Annotated in this window: 15 protein-coding genes; 9 read left to right on the top strand and 6 right to left on the bottom strand. The window is 46.4% G+C overall.

Going from position 1 to position 18047, the window contains the following annotated elements:
- Positions 1 to 2 precede the first annotated feature (2 nt).
- Positions 3 to 1187, top strand: a complete 1185-nt coding sequence (locus ASD24_RS28555; RefSeq protein WP_056703486.1) for a glycoside hydrolase family 130 protein — start codon at positions 3 to 5, stop codon at positions 1185 to 1187.
- A 241-nt stretch (positions 1188 to 1428) separates the two neighbouring features.
- Positions 1429 to 2451: a substrate-binding domain-containing protein gene (locus ASD24_RS28550; protein WP_056703483.1), complete on the top strand. Its 1023-nt coding sequence runs from the start codon at positions 1429 to 1431 to the stop codon at positions 2449 to 2451.
- Positions 2452 to 2714: 263 nt separating this feature from the next.
- Here the strand turns inward: ASD24_RS28550 and ASD24_RS28545 are convergent, their stop codons facing one another.
- Positions 2715 to 4142: a pectate lyase family protein gene (locus ASD24_RS28545; RefSeq protein ID WP_056703481.1), complete on the bottom strand. Its 1428-nt coding sequence runs from the start codon at positions 4140 to 4142 to the stop codon at positions 2715 to 2717.
- Between the two features lie 304 nt (positions 4143 to 4446).
- Positions 4447 to 4962 (bottom strand): DUF2179 domain-containing protein, encoded by a 516-nt coding sequence (locus ASD24_RS28540; RefSeq protein WP_056703478.1) that lies wholly within the window; start codon positions 4960 to 4962, stop codon positions 4447 to 4449.
- Positions 4963 to 5453: 491 nt separating this feature from the next.
- Between ASD24_RS28540 and ASD24_RS31375 the strand changes: the two genes are divergently transcribed.
- Positions 5454 to 6623 carry a Leu/Phe/Val dehydrogenase gene (locus ASD24_RS31375; RefSeq protein WP_056703475.1) on the top strand — a complete coding sequence of 390 codons (1170 nt, stop codon included), beginning with the start codon at positions 5454 to 5456 and terminating at the stop codon, positions 6621 to 6623.
- A 1296-nt stretch (positions 6624 to 7919) separates the two neighbouring features.
- Here the strand turns inward: ASD24_RS31375 and ASD24_RS28530 are convergent.
- Positions 7920 to 9581 carry a hypothetical protein gene (locus ASD24_RS28530; protein WP_056703472.1) on the bottom strand — a complete coding sequence of 554 codons (1662 nt, stop codon included), beginning with the start codon at positions 9579 to 9581 and terminating at the stop codon, positions 7920 to 7922.
- A 1-nt stretch (position 9582) separates the two neighbouring features.
- A complete protein-coding gene (locus ASD24_RS28525) occupies positions 9583 to 10368 on the bottom strand; it encodes an ABC transporter ATP-binding protein (protein ID WP_056703469.1) in 786 nt (261 codons plus the stop codon).
- Between the two features lie 209 nt (positions 10369 to 10577).
- Here ASD24_RS28525 and ASD24_RS28520 point away from each other — a divergent pair, with 209 nt between their 5' ends.
- From ASD24_RS28520 to ASD24_RS28500, 5 genes are read left to right on the top strand one after another with little or no spacing between them, the layout of a single operon-like run.
- A complete protein-coding gene (locus ASD24_RS28520) occupies positions 10578 to 11417 on the top strand; it encodes a carbohydrate ABC transporter permease (protein WP_056703466.1) in 840 nt (279 codons plus the stop codon).
- A 13-nt stretch (positions 11418 to 11430) separates the two neighbouring features.
- Positions 11431 to 12678 carry an extracellular solute-binding protein gene (locus ASD24_RS28515; RefSeq protein ID WP_056703463.1) on the top strand — a complete coding sequence of 416 codons (1248 nt, stop codon included), beginning with the start codon at positions 11431 to 11433 and terminating at the stop codon, positions 12676 to 12678.
- Between the two features lie 31 nt (positions 12679 to 12709).
- On the top strand, positions 12710 to 13576 hold the full coding sequence (locus ASD24_RS28510) for a carbohydrate ABC transporter permease (protein WP_056703460.1): 867 nt from the start codon (positions 12710 to 12712) through the stop codon (positions 13574 to 13576).
- Complete coding sequence (locus tag ASD24_RS28505) at positions 13573 to 14490, top strand: ComEC/Rec2 family competence protein (RefSeq protein ID WP_056703456.1); 918 nt, start codon at positions 13573 to 13575, stop codon at positions 14488 to 14490. The genes ASD24_RS28510 and ASD24_RS28505 overlap by 4 nt, the downstream gene beginning before the upstream one ends.
- 44 nt (positions 14491 to 14534) lie before the next feature.
- On the top strand, positions 14535 to 15251 hold the full coding sequence (locus tag ASD24_RS28500) for a GntR family transcriptional regulator (RefSeq protein ID WP_082560612.1): 717 nt from the start codon (positions 14535 to 14537) through the stop codon (positions 15249 to 15251).
- 193 nt (positions 15252 to 15444) lie between these two features.
- On the opposite strand, the gene ASD24_RS28495 is transcribed toward ASD24_RS28500, so the two are convergent.
- Positions 15445 to 16959 carry an RICIN domain-containing protein gene (locus ASD24_RS28495; RefSeq protein ID WP_235540951.1) on the bottom strand — a complete coding sequence of 505 codons (1515 nt, stop codon included), beginning with the start codon at positions 16957 to 16959 and terminating at the stop codon, positions 15445 to 15447.
- A 256-nt stretch (positions 16960 to 17215) separates the two neighbouring features.
- Between ASD24_RS28495 and ASD24_RS31240 the strand changes: the two genes are divergently transcribed.
- Positions 17216 to 17371, top strand: a complete 156-nt coding sequence (locus ASD24_RS31240; RefSeq protein WP_235540949.1) for a hypothetical protein — start codon at positions 17216 to 17218, stop codon at positions 17369 to 17371.
- A gap of 32 nt (positions 17372 to 17403) precedes the next feature.
- Here ASD24_RS31240 and ASD24_RS28490 read toward each other — a convergent pair whose 3' ends face one another.
- Positions 17404 to 18033 (bottom strand): PepSY domain-containing protein, encoded by a 630-nt coding sequence (locus ASD24_RS28490; RefSeq protein WP_162248981.1) that lies wholly within the window; start codon positions 18031 to 18033, stop codon positions 17404 to 17406.
- Positions 18034 to 18047 lie beyond the last annotated feature (14 nt).

Genomic DNA, 18047 nt, shown 5'->3' with positions numbered 1-18047 from the left:
GCATGATACACCCGAAATACAATGAGCTATTGGAGAAACAGGAGCAGCTTCTGTCACGTTCTAATGAAATCGATTCGTCCTTCTATAACGGCGTATATGATCGGTACCTTTACCCCGTAATCACCCGCCATCATGTGCCTTTGCACTGGAGATTTGATCTGAATGAAGCGACCAATCCACATTTCATGGAGCGACTGGGCATCAATGCAACACTGAATCCGGGAGCCATCTATTTCAATGGCAAATACGTTATGGTGATTCGGACAGAAGGGCTTGATCGCAAGTCGATCTTCGCGCTTGCCGAAAGTGATAACGGGATTGATGGTTTTCGGTTTACGGGTAAGCCGTTAGTTTGGGAAGACATCGATAAGGACGAGACCAATCAATACGATATGCGACTCGTTCAGCATGAGGATGGCTGGATTTATGGAATCTATTGCTCAGAACGCAAAGACCCGGATGCCCCTGCCTTCGACACATCCAGTGCGGTCGCTCAAGCTGGGCTTGTACGTACTCGTGATCTGGTAAGCTGGGAACGCCTACCTAACATTACAACGAACTCCCCTCAGCAGCGAAATGTCGTGCTCCATCCCGAGTTCGTTGGTGGCAAATATGCCTTCTACACTCGTCCACAGGACGGATTCATCTCGACAGGCAGCGGTGGCGGTATTGCCTTCGGTCTATGTGATGACATCTTGAATCCTGTTATTGATGAAGAAACCATCATTGATGAGCGTAAGTATCACACCGTGTATGAAGTCAAAAACGGACAGGGTCCTGCCCCAATCAAAACAGATCGTGGCTGGATTCATATTGCACATGGTGTGCGTAATACGGCAGCTGGCTTACGTTATGTGTTGTACACTTTTGCCACAGATCTAGCTGATCCAGCTAAAATTATCGCTAAGCCAGGCGGACATTTTATCGCACCTTATGACGACGAGCGTGTAGGCGATGTATCCAATGTCATTTTCTGTAATGGTGCTGTCGTGAATGAGAAGAACGAAGTCTTTATCTATTACGCGTCCAGCGATACCCGTTGTCATGTGGCAACAACAACGCTGGAACAACTGGTCGATTACACCTTCAACACACCTGCTGATCCGTATCGTTCTCTGGACTGTGCTATCCAGCGTGCTGATCTGATCGAACAGAATGAGAAGCTTCTACACGTTGTTCAAAAGTAAGCTTTGGATTCCAGCACTTCTACAGAAGCAATAAACTTCAATTGAGTGCAACCGTCTTCATCGGAACTCATTTTATGCTAAAATTCATAAAAGAACAGCCGGAATTGCTTTATTCGAAGGAAGTAACAAGGTATACTAGTATGGATTGTTATTATGTTATAAAAGCAAAACCTCATAATGACAGCACATTGTACTTAGACCAGCTTGAAGGAGGCGACCAAAGCTGAAGAACAATATCACCATGCGGGATATCGCCGACAGGCTCGGGGTCAGCAGTGTGACCGTCTCGAAAGCGTTGAATGATAAAGATGGTGTCAGTGACGAATTAAAAGAAAAGATTAAGGTGCTTGCCGTAGAGATGGGCTATCGGTATAATGCCACTGCCCGCTCCATGAAGGAAGGCCTAACTCATAATATCGGGGTAATTATCCCCGAACGGTTTACCGGGCCTACGCAATCGTTCTATGTACGCGTGTTCCAACGTATCACAAGGCACTTAGAGGATCAGGGCTACTACGGCATTCTGCACATTCTCAATGAAGAGGATGAAGAAGGATTAACGTTGCCGAAGCTGTACAGTGACAATAAGGTCGATGGTTTCATCGTGCTCGGTCAGATCAGCAAAGATTACATTGAACTGGTGCGTTCAATGGATGTTCCCAAAATGTTCCTCGACTTCTATGATGAGCATTCTGATATCGACTCTGTTGTAACCGATAACTTCTATGCAGCTTACGAACTGACGAATGTTCTGGTACAACAAGGACATCGCAGTATTGCTTATGTGGGTAATCTATACTCCACCAGCAGTATTCAAGATCGTTTCCTTGGGTATTACAAATCACTCTTGGAGCATCGCATGCCGATGAACCCTGACCTCATCCTGAATGATCGGGACGAACGCGGGACGTTCATCGAGATCGATCTGCCTGAGTCATTGCCTACAGCTTTTGTCTGCAACTGTGATCAGGTCGCTCATCTGCTTGTTCAGAAGCTGACATCGTTGGGCATTCAGGTGCCTCAGCAATGCTCTGTTGTTGGATTCGATAACGATATCTATGCCCTGCTCTCCGAACCAAAACTGACAACCGTTGAGGTGGATGTAGAACAGATGGCACGTACTGCTGTTCAGTCGATGCTGAAGAAAGTCGACAACCCGAACCGCAATTTCGGCCGTGTACATGTAAAGGGCAACATCATCTATCGGGATTCCGTTAGTGCTGCGCCTGAACCTTTGGAAATTCAATCTCCATCTTCGTTATAAAAGATAAAAAGTGCTTCCGGCCATAGTGGCTGGGAGCACTTTTTTAGTGGGTTCATATATTCTCTTAATTAACGCACACAGATACCTTCGATTTGTAATTTGGAATTCTAAATATCACATTGACTAATCATTGCGGCAAGTCTAAATTAAGGTGTAATTTCGCCATGAGTCAGATTCATACGTGCAACGGTCATAAGAATAAACAAGCTACCTCGCCAAGAACTGCGGGGTAGCTTGTTTGCTGCTCACCATAAGCCTGAAGCTTAATAGCTTGTCTTCAGCCAATTATCTTTGGACCAGGTGAGCTTGCCTGCACCTGCGCCGTTGGAGGCCGTGAGGCGTGCATTCAGCGTGGAGGGATCATCCACCTGATAACTGTATGGAAGAGCTGAGAAGCCGTTCCAGGAGAATGGTTTCACTACAGCTGGAATTGGCGCGAGTGGACTTCCAGAAGTATCACTGTTGCCACGGAACAAGCCTCCATCCAGCGCATATATCGTATCCGTTACACGAATTTTGCCCGTATATGTTGCATCTGCTGGATTGGTCTGATTGTTGCGAACGGGGAACTGAACATCTCTGATGACCGATTTCTCAACGAGAACCGCTCCGCTTTCAGTCGAGATGGCACCATTGCTGATGATATCAAATTTATACCCTTTGGAAGCAATGGCAGTTGCCATCGCAGACGTAATTTTGGCTTTGGCAGCCCGCGCTGCCGTAGCATCCATTACAATGTTATAGGCATGCGCATTGCCTCCGCGCAGACGCGGCATCCGATCCTGAATATCCTTGTACAGATTATGATGCAGCGTCATGGACAGATTAGCGTTCGCCGATTCAAACCTCGTTGAACCAACAAGATGCCCCTTTTTCTGTGGGCCGGAGATAGCGATAATGTCCGCTTTACTAAGACCCACTGCACTGCTGCGCAGGTAATTGTACATTGGATAGGAAGCTTTATTGGCTTCCAGCTCATTGATCTGCTGCGTAACCCAACTGTTTGCGCTGCCGTCATCGCCCTTGAAGGTAGACCAGGAGATGGTCACGCCGCTGGTTCCTTTTTTCGAATCAACGAGTCCGTCATAGGCTTTGTTAAATGTACAGTGATCAATCCATACACCGCTACTCTCCTCCAGGGTGATGTAATCCCAGTCGTTCTTGTCGTAGTCACCCTTGGTGGACTCATCCCATTCCCAGAGCTCATCAAATTCGAGGTTACGGATAATAACGTTGGAGCTTCGTTTCACGCTGATCGCAGCATGTTTGATTTTGGAGCCGTTGGCAGAGAAAATAGTGAGCCCGTTAAAACCGTCAATCGTAAGCTTACTTACGCCGGTCTGTTTCAATACAGGATGCGTTAAGGCATCATTGTGTTTGGCAAAAGGTGATGTCTGCGCTGCACTCGGAATTTCGTTCCACCCTAGATTCAAGTCATTCATGATCTCCACGACTTTGACGCCGGAGTTCTTCTTCAACGCCAGTGCAAGGTCAGTCGCATTGTATACCTTCTTATACGTGGACGTATTCGAATCACTGATGATGCCACCGCCCGTGTTACCTTGGGAGAATCCCGTGAGATTGTAGTCTGCATTCCCTGCTGCCTGCACACTCGCAGGACCCGATATTAGCGTGAGCCCCAACGTTACAGCCAAGGCTGTACTGCACCAGCTTCTTAATTTTGTTCTCATCCCATTCATTCCTCCCATTTTATAAGTGATAAGGCTCGTCCCCCCCGCTGCCATACCGTGTCATGAAGGACATGTCCTCACTGTATATTTTGAAAGCGATTACAACAATAATCTCTACATCACATTCAGGTTATACAGCTTGATGTAGTGCCAACTGTACTAGAAGCAACTTTGAATCGTACTTAGTTAACCTGATCATTCCACACGAGTAACATCGACTTACCGTTGATGGGGAATGCAAAATGAATGACTAAAAAGCAGGACTGCATCTGCTGCAGACCTGCTCAATTTTACATTTTTTAATTCACCTTTTGATAGAACGTGTCCAGAAGCCGCCATGGAATTGTTTCGGCTCGACCGTAATGACGAAGGCTTTGGGGTCTAACCCGAGAATCGTCTGGTAGAGCAGTTTTTGGTTTTTGCGTTTCGCCAAAATCTCCATAACTAGCCTGTCCCCATCACGACCACTACCTACCCAAGCGGTAACACCATATCCCTTGTCTCTCAGCGCATTCGCTACATCTCCGCCCATTTGATTACAGATCACCTTCACGGTAACATAGCCAAGCGCAATCTTCTCCTCAATCCAAGCACCTAGTAACACACCAAGCCCATATCCCACCGCATAAACAATGAGTGCAATCGTCTGATCCAGATAATTGAGCACTAGATTCAATCCGAGTACATAGATCACAATCTCTCCTGTACTGATCAGTGCGGCGATGTATTTCTGACCCTTAAGCGTCAGTATCATACGCAGCGTGTATGCCGATACGTATACAATTTGAATCAGAAAAATAAAAACGAGTATTTTGAACAATTTGCATCCCTCTTTCCTAGGGCGTGTTCGAAAGCTTCGAAGGACACAGACTTTGCCGAATTTTCGTTCCAAGTCAGGAAGTTTTCCGCAGGCGTGCCGGGGCACATCAAGGGAAACTGACACAACAGGGGGCGAAAAGGCGGTGAAAGATGCACTTCAGCGAGTTTTGAGACACGTCCTAATGATCAGACCTATTGCTACCAGCCTAAGTTCCTGATCCAACATTTACTCTCATGCTAGCCAAGTATTATTATCTCTTATCTTCATCATTGGACTTTATGGGGTCATTTTAAACGGTCTACTTTCAATCTGTACAGTGCCAGAACTGCCATTATAGAATTGTTTACTGCGATTATCAACCCGGCAACAGACCTAGGGGCGAAAGGCTCTATCGTTGAATATGCTGAAGCATCAGTAATCGCCGAATACAATGGGACACATCATGCGAACAATCGATACCCATCAACGATAAATCAAAGGGGGGAGCATCCATGCAGCTATGGCAGGAGATGGAGAAGGAAGGGATGGAAGAACTCCTATTTTGTCACGACCCAGGTAGCGGGCTGAAAGCAGTGGTCGCGATTCATAGCACGGCACTCGGGCCAGCACTCGGAGGATGTCGCTGCTGGACATACGCCTCAGAAGACGATGCAATTCGCGACGCCATCCAGCTTGCTAGAGGTATGACCTATAAATCAGCCGTTTCCGGTCTGCCTTATGGCGGCGGGAAAGCGGTGGTCTGGAATATCCCTACGGAGTGGAAGGTGGGCAGTTCCCCTGCACAGTCTCAATCCCAAGCTATTCCTTCTTTCCCCGTCAAGAACGTCCCAAATTCCGATTCCGATCAACTCACCCTTCCCAACAACAACACAGGGCGAGCCCACATCTTCCGAGCCCTTGGACGTTTTCTTGAACGACTGAACGGTCGCTATATTACCGGTCTTGATCTAGGCACCACGTCCACTGACATGGATCAGATCCGATTGGAGACTGCCTATGTGACTGATATGACTGGATCACTGGGCGCGCAGGATGACTTCACCGCCGAGATGACCGCTTACGGTGTGTACACCGGCATCTTGACCTCGCTGCGCCATCAAGGCATCGCCACATTGCAGGGCATTCCCATTGCTGTCCAGGGACTGGGCAAGGTCGGGTATGCCCTGTGCCGTCACCTGCATGCAGCCGGGGCACGGCTCATCGTGGCAGACGTTGTACCGGAACGTGTACAACGTGCCCTTGTGCAGTTCAGCAGCGCCACCTCGGCCGATCCGGCCCATATTCACGCCGCTGACTGCAAGGTGTTCGCCCCCTGTGCCCTAGGGGGCGTGTTAACCCCGGCATCGGTGGAGGAGCTGCGCTGCTCCATCGTTGCCGGGGCGGCCAATAACCAGCTTAGCCAGCGGCAACTGGTTATTGGCCGGATGCAGGCGCGCGGCATCCTGTACGCGCCTGACTATGTGCTGAATGCCGGAGGCATCATCAGCACTGCTTACGAGCTGGAAGGCGCGCAGCCGGATATGATCCGCCAGAAGGTGGCGGGTATTGCGGATACGCTCTCCGCCGTATACCGCGCCGCAGCAACAAGTGGTATATCCACTGTTGATGCAGCAGATCAACTGGCTGAAGCCAGACTGAGCGGCAAAACTCCCTGTTCATAATCTAAGTGAAACACCAGCACACGGCGCTTTGGTGCATATTAAAAGTGGTCGCCGGTTCAAGGCTCTGTTCACGGCAGCCATCCCTCTAATGTGTGTAGCTTCCTTTGGCAAGAGTGGTATGTGTCAGAAAAATCCTGCAACGTTGTGTCTGTAACCCGCAATGTTGAGTCTATAAATAGAAGTTGATTCAGATACGTTGTGGCGGGTACCCTTCACAAGCCATAAATTTCATAATACTGAGAAGCCAATCGATTCCAACGAATTGTCGACGGGCTTCTCTTGTTCTTTTACTAATCATGGCATCCCCTATCCCTGCCATCATCCAACCAATTCCGTGAAGCTTCCTCATTCGGAAATAATCTCCGCATTCCTTTTGTTAATACAGGATCAAGTGAAAACAGAATTGAGCTCATCAGCACTCCTATTTTGCTCGACTCCAGCTGACCTGAGATCTTAAATTAGTAATATTTTCATTATAGTAGTAGCATTACAGTTAGTAACATCACAGCAGTAGCATGACAGTAGTTTGGTTGCATTAGTGTCGTAGGTTTGCATTACTGTTGTAAGTTTTGCATTAGAGTTGTAGTTTTGCATTACAGCTTCAGAATTTTACTACAACTCTAACGAACCTGAGACCTCTTATATGGAGCGAATAGCTCCCCGTTGAAATCTAACGAATCCTAGGCACGTTATTTTACTAAAATCACCTTGAGAATGGCGAGAAACGTCTGTTTTTTATTCGATAGGGTGTGTGAGATTCGTTAGATTTTAAAAGAGGCTACATTAGGTTGAATAAGGTGTGTGAGGTTCGTCCAACTATGGGGATCGGATAAATGTAAAGCGGACTGTTGCACTTCTACCCAAAGATATCATTGGCTTGAAAAAAATACGTTCCAGACAGACTCAATCAGAAAGTTGTAGGCACGTCGTGCGTAGCAGCCCCATGCTCCCATTACTGAGGACACGACGTATAAAACGCTTGAAGTTCAACGAATGCTCGATCACATGATCAGAGATAAATTCACAAACACAAAGCATTCCGTATCTATCATTTCATTTACTTTGTTTTCATATCACATCTACAGCTCGGTGAGTTACTGCTGAGGGAATCGTGGAACTCAGGGTGAGACGGTGGAATCAGAGTTTTTGCGTTCCAACGCAAACCGTAATATTACATCAATTTTTATCCATCGGAATTTCAGCACACATGATACGTTGAGCGCACCATATAACAAAAAGAAGCCAAGCGGATTCGAACAATCCATCCTTGGCTTCTCTTTCTTTACGAATGTGATCTCAATGAGCTGTCACTTTACGAGCACTCTTCACCGGATATAACATCGTCCAGAGCATCACATTTGCTATAACGAGCAACGTAATGTATATCCAGATTCCCGCCGGTATTGATTGAACGTAAAAATGTATCCCCGCAAACAAACCCAGTACCGGCAAAGCCAGCAACACAAGCCACCCATCACTTTGCTGTGCCATACTGAACGATTCCGAGAACGGTGGCTTACGTAATAACAGTTTGCTGGTTAACGGAATGAGCGCTGTACCTATCAATAGGATGATCACAATGTCCGGTACAATTCGCAAACCAAACGCCCAGAGGAACACAACCGCATTGATCATAAAGACAGGCATAAACATATTGCACAAAAAGGCTTTTAACGTCCCACTATAAAGTACATGGTCATTAGCAAGTGGAGCCGCGCGGAACGTCCAGAACGCCTTGTAATGTCCTGAAAATTTCAGCATCATCACCACAGTTACTACGACAAACAACATAATATATAAGGTATAAAAGAGTGCACTCTCCCGTAATTCAGCCCATGAGGAGTCCTGCATAAACGTAAACCAAAATATATATGGCAATACGAGAGACAAGCCAATGCTAGGATACACTTTAAGCTTGAACTCACGCTCGTTACGCATCATGTTGGCAGACAATCGGAAGCACGCTTGCTCCTCCCGCGTCCTACAGAATATTCTAGCCATGATCCGATCCCAGCCTCCACGTCTGCGACCTGAGGTCTGACCGGCGTGAGCCATTTTCTCCAAATACAATTCAAAGGACGGCATAAGCTTCACGTAGATCATCAGACTGATGATTGGAACGACAATGGCTAGCGCCGAGAAGATATACAGCCATGCGTTTCCACCCCCGCCAAAGATCCACTCGAACAGAGCCGCATACCATACTGGAGGAAGGAATAACTGCCACCATTCCGGAGTAAATACCATGTTGAAGTCTACGATGCTAAATGAACGGATGACCAGTTGATACCCCACGGCAATGCCGACAGATAATAGAATCTGCACCATGTTGATCATATCCTTCAGCTTCTCCCCATCCAGGAACTTCATCATGAACAGATAGACCAGCGAGGTGGTCACCAGAATTAACATATTGATCAGAATAAGCGCCACCGCAAATAATAAGAAGAATCCAATCCCATAACGAATGAGCGTTGCCGCCAGTGGAAGAATGGATAGCGAGCCTGTTAATAGCAAAAGGTAGATTCCGGCGTGAATGGCGCGAGCCATGCCGATGGTACGGGCGTTGACTGGCTTGGTCATGATGATATTCCGATCACGGATATCCAGTAGCACGGAAGAGAAATCAGAGACCATAGATGTCATAATCATGAACATCAGCATCGCCGTAACAATACTCATCTGAAGCATGTAATGTCCCGTATCCCAGACAATAAAAGGCACCATAATCAATCCCATTAAGGCATATAACCATAGCGAGCGAAGGTATAGATTCCCCTCCTTTTGTTTCTTGTTCCCATAACTAGACGACAAAACTGTAGGTACACGGCGCTGATCCATCTGGAACTTTACTCGCAAAATGAGTCGCAATACATCGTAATCCGCCCCGGTTCGCGCGATCACATGCCGGAAACGATCCAGAACCTTGAGCGAGCGGAAATCGGAGGATTCCGCCATCTCAATACACCTCCTGTACGATCGAGACGAACCGCTCTGCAATCGCCTTATGCTCATTGAAACCAGTCAGTTGATTGAATACTTCCTCCAGTGACCCCTCCATCGACTGCTGCTGCAATTGCTGGAATGTGCCATCTGCCATCACGCGGCCTTCCGCAATGAGGACAATGCGGCTACTGATCTTCTCGACGACATCCATAATGTGTGATGAATAGAAAATGGTTGTCCCTTTTGCCGATAATTGAGACAAAATCTCCTTCACCACCATCACACTATTCGCATCAAGTCCGCTAAGCGGTTCATCGAGGAATAATAGATCCGGATCATGCAATAATGCCGAAATAAGCAGCACCTTCTGACGCATTCCTTTGGAGAATGAGGCAATACGAGCATTGTAGGACTGGGCTAGACCGAAACATTCCATTAACTGCTTCGCTTTGTAATCCGCATCTTCATAGGACAACCCGTACAATTCCCCTGTAAAAGTCAGATATTCTGCTGGTGTAAGCTGTTCATATAACTCAGCAACTTCTGGGACATACCCTATTCTACGTTTATACTCCACACCACTATCTTCGATATCTTTGCCAAAAATACGCACCGTGCCCACATACCCTTCGACCAGACCGAGCAAAATCTTAACGGTTGTACTTTTACCTGCACCATTCGGACCTATGTATCCAATCATCTCGCCACGCTTCACTTCAAGGTCAATCCCATTCAACACATATCGTCCATTATATCTCATTCGTAACCCTTCAATGGATAGCACTTGTTCTTCTCTCATCTTGTTACTCACTCCCATCTTGATTGGTATCATCTATATCATTAGTTTCTACAATTCTACTAGTTTACCACAGTTTGGATTATGGCACAGATGCGCAAGAAATCCACCGTAAATTAACACTGCTTAATATTTCGATGATATTCAGCAAATAAATCAAATTTATAGTAGTCGTATAGACGTCTAGACATATAAGGGGGAAGGAGAACAGATTGAACAGATTAAGCGCAGGTCTAAAATATGGAACTTTCATCACTCTACTCCTATGGACGCTGTTTCCAATCTATTGGATGCTCGTCATTGCTACGCAAGAATCGTCTGATTTGTTCACAGAGGTATCCATATTTCCGAGATCATTAACCTTGGAACATATATTTAACATTTTTGTGCAAGACAATTACCTGGGGCCGTTAATCAATAGCTTTATCATTACCGTCAGCTCGTTGTTAATTGTTCTTGTGTTCGGATTGTCCTCGGCGTATGTGCTTGGTCGCAGAACGTTCAGAAGCCATTACCGAATATTCAAAAGCTCGCTGATGATCTGGATTTTGTTAGTTCGTGTCCTACCACCGATCACATTTGCACTACCGTTATACATCATGATGAACGATGCTGGACTGCTGAACACCAAGATTCCGATTATTGTCGCGCATGTCCTGGTGAATTTGCCGCTCGTCATCTGGTTCATGATGGCATTCTTCTACGGTGTGCCGGGTGAGATTGAGGAAAGTGCCCGTATGGATGGCGCATCCGAGTTCATGATTTTCACCAAAGTAATGTTGCCGCTGGTTGTACCGGGCATTGCTGCCGTAACCATCTTATCCTTCATGGCTTCATGGAACGAATACCTGTACAGCGTAATCTTCATTCAGAGCCCTGACAGCTTCACCATTCCACTCAAACTCGCCACCCTGAACAGTGAGCAAGAGTTAACGGAGTGGGGTAAGGTTGCGGGTGGCGGTCTCGTATCCGTACTGCCTGTACTACTCACAGCGATCTTTCTACAGAAACATCTAATTAGCGGCTTAACCGCCGGTGCAGTTAAAGAATAGGAGATGAGAGAAAATGAGAAAAAAGATGTCGTATATGCTGAGCATGTTGTTAACAACCGCGGTATTGTTCACTGGATGTCAGTCTCAAGGGCAGGCTTCGGGACAAGGTTCTAGTCAGGGGACAGACAAGCTGGTCATTGCCGCTAGAGGTGGTTCTCATGTGGATGCAATGAATGCCGTGAAGGAGTCCTTTGAGAAGGAACACAATGTGAAAGTAGATATTATTGGACTGGAAGCGGCAGATTTGAAGCAGAAAATCTCTCTTGATGCGAAGAACAGCAAAGGTGCATATGACCTGATTATGGCCGACGATCCATGGATGCCTCAATTCAGTGAAGCAGGAATTTTCGCTAAGCTATCCGACCTTGGAGTCCAAGAAGATTCCGACTTTGAAGAGTCCTCTCTTGCTCTTGGTAAGTCTCCATATGCGACAGGAGATCTATATGCCTTGCCTTTCTCAGGTAATGTGCAGTTGTTCTTCTATAACAAAGAGCTGTTTGAACGTCATAACCATGAAGTTCCAACGAACTGGACAGATGTACTTGAGACCGCAAAAGCAATCAAAGCAGAAGATGGTTCTGCAGGCTACGTGATCCGTGGTCAACAGGGTAATCCTATCGTTTCTGACTTCTTGCCTCTGTTCTGGGCATATGGCGGACAGATCTTCGACGATAATTGGAAAGCACAGATTAACTCTGAGGCAGGCCGCAAAGCGTTAGACACCTATGTTGGACTGCTTGCTGTTGGAGAAAACTATGAAAATACCGATATTGTCGGCTCCGTATCGGAAGGTCGTGCTGCAATGGCACTCGGATGGCCGTCTTGGTTCATCAAAGGTGAAACAGCTAGTGCAGATTATACTGCGATTCCATCCAAAGCTTCATCTGACGCTGAATCTGTCTCCACAGGGATGATTGGTAACTGGATGATGGGCGTAACAGCCAATTCACACAGCCCAGAGCTGGCTGCTGAGTTCTTGACGTTCATCACCAGCAGTGACACTCAGAAGCAGATGGTTGAGCACGGCGGTGTGCCTACTCGCAAAAGTGTCTATCAGGACGCAGAGCTTGCTGCAAAATATAAACATTTCCCTGTCATGTTAGAAGCATTGCAAAACTCAGTAGCAAGACCAAGAACAGCCAAATGGTCTCAAGTTGAAGAAGCACTCGGTGCTGAATTGTCCGCAGCTATTGCTGGAACAAAGACAGTGGAGCAAGCTCTAACAGACGCCAATAAGGCAATGGATGACATTATGCAATAAGGTTCATTCATCGGAAAGGAGTGCAATGAACTTGGCAAGTAAACGAGGCTTTCAATGGGCGATGCTGGCTCCTGTAACGTTGTTGTTAATCTGCGTGACCGTATTCCCATTTATCTATACCGTGACCAACAGCTTCACGGACTATTATTATTTGGCAAGTGATGCGAAGCAGTTCATTGGATTCAGCAATTATGTCAAAATCATTCAGGACGAACAGTTCCGTCAAGCCGTCTGGAATACGCTCAAATTCATGTTCCTGGCCGTTTCAATCGAAACGGCTCTGGGGCTTGGCATTGCCGTGCTCATCGAGAGCATGAGACGCGGGCAGAAAGTATTGCGGATCACGATGCTTATTCCATCATTATTACCTCCGGTTACGGTGGCCTTGATCTGGCAAATGATGCTCAGCAATCACAACGGCATCGTCAACCATCTGCTTCACTGGTTCGGTGTGGGGCCATTTAACTTCCTGATGGACATCAACATTGCCTTCAATGCCATCTTGTTCATTGATATTTGGCAATGGACACCGTTTGCCTTCCTATTGTTATATGCAGGACTACAATCCATTCCTCGATCACAATTCGAGGCAGCCAAAGTAGACGGGGCAGGTAAGCTGCGCATCTTTTTCCACATTACACTGCCGAACATTATGCCGACCTTATTCATGGTTATTTTGCTTCGCACTATTGATACGTTCCGGTTATTCGATAAAGTCAACATTCTGACTGGTGGTGGACCAGCCAATTCAACAACGACCATTACTCAATATATCTACAAGCAGGGCGTGTACAATCTCCAAATTGGATATGGCGCGGCTGCATCGGTGATTATGGTGATGCTGGTACTGGTGTTCTCCGTGTTCTATATCAAACGTTCGATGGGAGGAACAGCATGAAATGGTTCATTGATTTCCTTAATGTTGGCTTCGGTGAAGCCACGGTTATTCGGCGGATGGAGGAACACTGCACCTACTGCCTCGTAGTAGACGGTGGAGATGTGAACCCGATGACCAATCCGCGTCGTTGTAGTCTGGAACAGTATCTTCAAGAATATGAAATTACGAAGATTGATGTGCTCGTTCTAACGCATTTTCACAGAGATCATGTTGGCGGTGTACTCCCTATTCTAGGTCATGTCCCTATCGAGGAGGTCATTCTGCATCTACCTCTGCCTGGGCACGTTCAACAAAGTGCATTAAACGATTATTCCACACCAATTCTAGGCTCGTTCACGCTATATGCTGCCATTTTGAATCGCATAGATGAACTGGGCATCAAGAAAACGGAAATCAAGAAACGTCATACGATTGTTGAACAGGATATGGAGTTCCGAATCCTTACGCCTAGCCAGCACAAATGGACACAGCTCACCGAGGAATTAGATCAATTAAATTTCACCCAACTGGATCAACAGGAAGAGCGATTAACCACCATTGACCGGATGCTCAACCATGCATCATTAGCGGTACTCATCAAAAACAAATGCGACTCCGTAGCACTGCTCACCTCGGATGTAGGATTAGATTATTGGGAGCCTTATGCCGATGAGATCGGATCGGTTCACACCCTGCAAGCCCCGCATCATGGTGACGCGAGCCACCTCTCCGAAGATAACCTTCGGGCATGGTCACCACACGCTGTCGTTATCAGCGCAGATGATCAGGGGACTTATCAGCTTCCTCATGCAGCGATGGAGCCGTTAATTTGCGAGCATTCCGATGCACAACTATTTTACACGGAGAGGCTATCCACGGAGCATCGGATCATTCGAGTAGACGTGATGGAAGGAACGATAGAGCTTGTTAAGTAGAAGCAGCGGGCGGCATAAAACTATAGGAGATGAGGTTTGATTCATTGAGTGGTTACCAGCACATCAAGCATGAACTGGAAATGATGATCGAGAACAAGGTATGGCATGTTGGAGAAAAATTGCCTTCCGAGTATGAACTGGCTAAACATTTCAGCGTCAGCAGAGAGACCCTTCGTGCAGCAATCAAGCTATTAGAGCAAGAGGGAAAGCTGCTGGTGAGGCATGGTGTAGGTACCTTTGTCATTAAACCACTCCCGGGCATTCCTAGCCGGCTGGAGTTCTTACAGAGCATCGGTACGATGATTAAGCTGGCAGGTTTAACCGAAACGGATACGAAGGAAATGATCGGAGAAGTAACGTGCACGAAAGAATGGGCTGAGGCGCTAAATATCGAAGAAGGCTCTACAGTAATCAAGGTTGAGCGAGTCCGATATGCAGATGGGGAGGCTGTAACCTACTCCATTAATATTATGCCTAAGGAATTGGTAGGAGATGCTTTTGAACGTGCGGACTTCTCGGGGTCATTATTCAAGTTTCTAGAGGATACGCGCAGGATTCATATCGCTAGAGCAGACACGGAGCTGGTGGTTCCCCCGAAGAAAGACAAGTATGTAGGACGGTTGCAGAATCATATGGAAGAGACTCCTGTGCTTCTCATGAAGCAATTGCATTATGATCAGCAAAATCGAGAAGTATTGTATTCCTTTGATTACTTGAGAAGTGATGTATTCCAGTTCTGGATTCGCAGAGAGCGCAAGTGAATGGTCATCGCAGAGGTGCGGTGCCATCTAATATAATCGCGGTCATTCTACCTCACCATAGCGGAAGTGATCGTGCGTTAATAACATAGTTATGCTTGTATGCCAGCCTCCGTATCCTGCATATGAATAGGATGCGGAGGCTGGCATTGGTTAATTTTCATTTGGCGATTGGGCAATTTAAAGATGTAATGATTTATTGAACCTTGATAATTTGGAAATGTTGATTCGTACCGCCATTATCAGTCCACTGGATTGCGGCTGCACCATCAGCGAGCGATTGCCCTGAGATGTCGAGCAGCTTGCCTGTGCTCCGGTTTTTCAATTTATAATATCCTCCACCAACGCTGACGAGCTGCCACTGCTGACTCGCCCAGCCTCCGTCATTCCATTGCTCAATGACAGCACCATCGGCTGTAGAGCCATTCTCAACACCAATGAGTTTGCCACTGGCACGATTGATGATTTTGACATATCCACCTCCCGCATCCGTGATCTGCCACTGCTGACTTGTGCTGCCTTGATCTGCACGCTGCTCTAGATCAGCACCATTATCAGATGATCCACCGATGACATTCAGCAATTTATTGCTCTTCCGACTGACGAACTGGTAGGAAGCATTCGCATCCCATACGTCGGGATTATTAGCACCTGTAATCGTTCCTGCGGCTGTATCAATCGTAATGCTACTTGCCCAATTCATCGTTAGACTCGTTGTGCTTGGAAAGGATAACGGCAACCACACATATTTAGAATCCTGCACAGGGCCGCTCCAAGCACCAGCCCAACGATCACCCATATAGAGATATGACGTTCCTTGCGAACCTTCCACTGGAAGCACATAAGTGGATTGAGATCCGTAAGTGGTACTATCCCCAAAGTTACTCAGCCCGCTCCATGTACCGGTAATGCTTGTGGCTGTTGCATATTTAGCCTGATTCGGATTCCAGCCGGTTGCTCCCGACGTAATGAGGAAATACACCCCATCTTTCTTAAAAATGGCTGGTGCCTCCCGATATTGCCCAGGCCATAATGTGGTCACTAATGACTCCACACCGAGGAAATCGGGGGTGAGCTTGTATATATTTAGATCTGCATTCACACGAGTAGCTGAGATGAGATACGCTGTTCCATTATCGTTATATACGGTCATGTCTCTGGAATCATAACCAAGTGGACGGTAGCTTCCTATATACGTGTATTCCCCATCCACTGTGCTTGAGGTGGCAACAGCCACCTTGGCTTCGCCGTAATCGAGACCATTTTCTTTGTGCATCCAGAGCACGTATTTTCCTGTCGCACTATTGTAAATCACTTTGGGACGTTCAATGTTGGATATGTTCAGCTCTGTTGCCGATTGACTTGTTAGCACATCGTTACGATATTCCCAGTTTTTCAGATCCGATGAACGATAGACGGACACGGCCTTAAATGTTCCATTAGGATTGCGATTTTCTCCGAACCAATAATAAAAGCCATCTGCTTGGATCATCCCGCCACCATGAGCATGGATCACGTTACCATTGGTATCCTTGAACTGTACCCCATTCGTTATACTGACTGAAGCGGCTGAAGCAGACGATCCCGGGACAAGGAGAGCACCTAATGCCTGGAATGCTAGAATTAGAGCAAGTAGATAACATAAATGATGGGAGAAACGACGACCGTTCTTATTCATATGATCACTATGTTGATGATGAGCAATTTGCATACAGCTACACCTCCAATGATTTTAGTGAAGCGCTTACAAAAGAGATTAAGATGCCACCTCTTCCTTTGCAATTCCTCAATTCAGTATGTCGTAGCTTACTCCATATGTTGGGTTTAGCGCTCACCTCCAGTTTCCAATTGTATCCATATTTCTTATTGCTGAATAGTGAACAATTCTGCGGAATATGTACGAATGCACATTAAATTACAAAAATGATCAGACCGATGTGCGTTTGCACTACATACTCGATACTATAATGTATAGACAGGTAGTAACTCACCGCGAACCCAATATCTTATCGCACAACATGCTACATAATGCGAGTGAACATACGCTACTGCCGCTACACAACAAAAAGACGCTTCATGCGAAGCGCCCTCTGCAAGTGTATCTTCTGTTGCACAGCATTTAATTTAAACTAAAAATCAAAGTGAATCAAAGTTCTTAATCTTCATCATCAAAGTCTTGATCGAATGATAGCACTTTACCTGTGTTTGCATCGATATCCACATCAGCTTCACCTTGTGCAGTTCTCAACTCGATTTCATAGACATAACGACCATCGTCATGATCCAGCTCGACTTTGGTTACTTTGGCACCTGTCACTTGTTTTAATGCGATGTCGGAAGCCTGAGCTACCGTTAATTTAACCTGATTCGATGCAGATGTGCTGGATGAATTGTTGGTTACAGCACCGTTATAATCATCGTCATCATCGTCGTCGTCATTTACCACCGCAAGAACTTTACCTGTGTAAGCATCTAAACGAACGATAACGTCATTGCTTCCTCGTCTGTCGATCTCTACTTCATAGATAATCTGTCCATTGCGACGTTCCAGATCCACATCGTCCACTTTGCCATTGCCATCGGCTGCTTTTAGAGCCGCTGCTTTGGCTTGTGTCACCGTAAGTAATTTTCCAGTATTGCTCTGGTTCTGGGTTGTTGATTGTGAAGTAGATGTTGGTGTCGTCTGTACGGATTGCCCGTTCACACTTCCACTCGCGGCTACCGCTGATCCTCCCAATAATACAGCTGCTGATAAGCTTCCAATCCATAGTTTAGTTTTGTTCATCATCATTCATCTCC

Source organism: Paenibacillus sp. Root52 (assembly GCF_001426865.1).
In the GTDB taxonomy this organism is placed as follows: domain Bacteria; phylum Bacillota; class Bacilli; order Paenibacillales; family Paenibacillaceae; genus Paenibacillus.
This window is presented reverse-complemented; position numbering and strand designations above follow the sequence as displayed.